Source organism: Ornithinibacter sp. (genome assembly GCF_035443565.1).
GTDB lineage: Bacteria > Actinomycetota > Actinomycetes > Actinomycetales > Dermatophilaceae > Fodinibacter.
Genome location: NZ_DAORSO010000426.1, coordinates 1 through 1,087 on the forward strand (window position 1 = coordinate 1; position 1,087 = coordinate 1,087).

Annotated in this window: 1 protein-coding gene; it reads right to left on the reverse strand. The window is 70.6% G+C overall.

Annotated features, from left to right (window positions below):
• Window positions 1-71 precede the first annotated feature (71 nt).
• Window positions 72-878, reverse strand: a complete 807-nt coding sequence (locus tag PLL68_RS15715) for an SGNH/GDSL hydrolase family protein (protein WP_324535706.1) — start codon at window positions 876-878, stop codon at window positions 72-74.
• Between the last annotated feature and the right edge of the window lie 209 nt (window positions 879-1,087).

Genomic DNA, 1,087 nt, shown 5'->3' on the forward strand with positions numbered 1-1,087 from the left:
GCACCACCTCCGCGGTGAGCGTGGGTCGCGAAACCCAACGACTCACGATACCGAGCGGCACGGCATCCGGTCTAGCGCAGGTCGCGCGGGTTCACCTGGGAGGTGACGGCAGCGGCGTACGCCTCGTAGCCGTCGAGGTTGGGGTGGAACCGGCCCGGGTCGCTCAGCCCGAGAACCCACGGCTCGGGGGCATTGACGCCATGCCCGACGAAGCGGCTCGTGACGTCGACGAACTGGAACCCGTACTCAGCCGCAGCGTCGGCGATGACCGAGTTCAGCAGGTCCGCGCCTTCGTTCATCCCGTGCTGCTCGGCGGGGGAGGCGTTGAGGTACGCGCCGTACTCGGGCGAGAACAGGCGCGGGTACCCGGTGACGACGACGTGGGCGTCGGGCGCGGCGGCCGCGATCTGTGCGTACGTTGCGTCGAGCACGGCGGGCAACGCGGTGGTGATGACCCCGGTGGTCGCCGCGAGGGCTCCGGCGCACGGGGCGTCGCCGGCCGCGACGCAGGCGCCGACGACGGTTCCCCAGCCGATGTCGTTCCCGCCGATGGAGACCGTGACCAGGTCGGTGTCGGCGTCGAGCGCACCCATCTGGGAGGCGAGCATCGACGTCGTCGTGGCGCCGGCGCAGGCCGCGAAGTCGTCGAGGTCGATCCGCATCCGGCCGTCGATCTGCACCGCGTACGCGGCCTCGGACCGACCGCAGGTCGCCGAGTAGGGCGGCACGCCGTACCCGCTGCCGTACGAGTCACCGAGCGCGTCGTAGACCACCGGGTCTCGCGGGGCTGCTGTGGCCGGGGCGGCGGCAACCGCGACCGGGATGAGCAGGGCAAGGGCTGCGATGGCGGACCGCAGTGTCCGCGACGAGGTGGTCATCCCCGCAACCTAGTGCCCCGACAACCGACGGAACTCTTTGTCGAACGGACGACTACTCGAACGGGTTGATGAGAGTCAGGCCGGGGGTGGCGGCGAAGTCGCGGACGTTTCGGGTGGCGAGGCTGTCGCCGCGAGCAAGGCAGATTCCCGCTATCTGCGCATCGGCCAAGGACATCGGTCGTCCCGAGGCCTCAGCCGAGACGAGGATG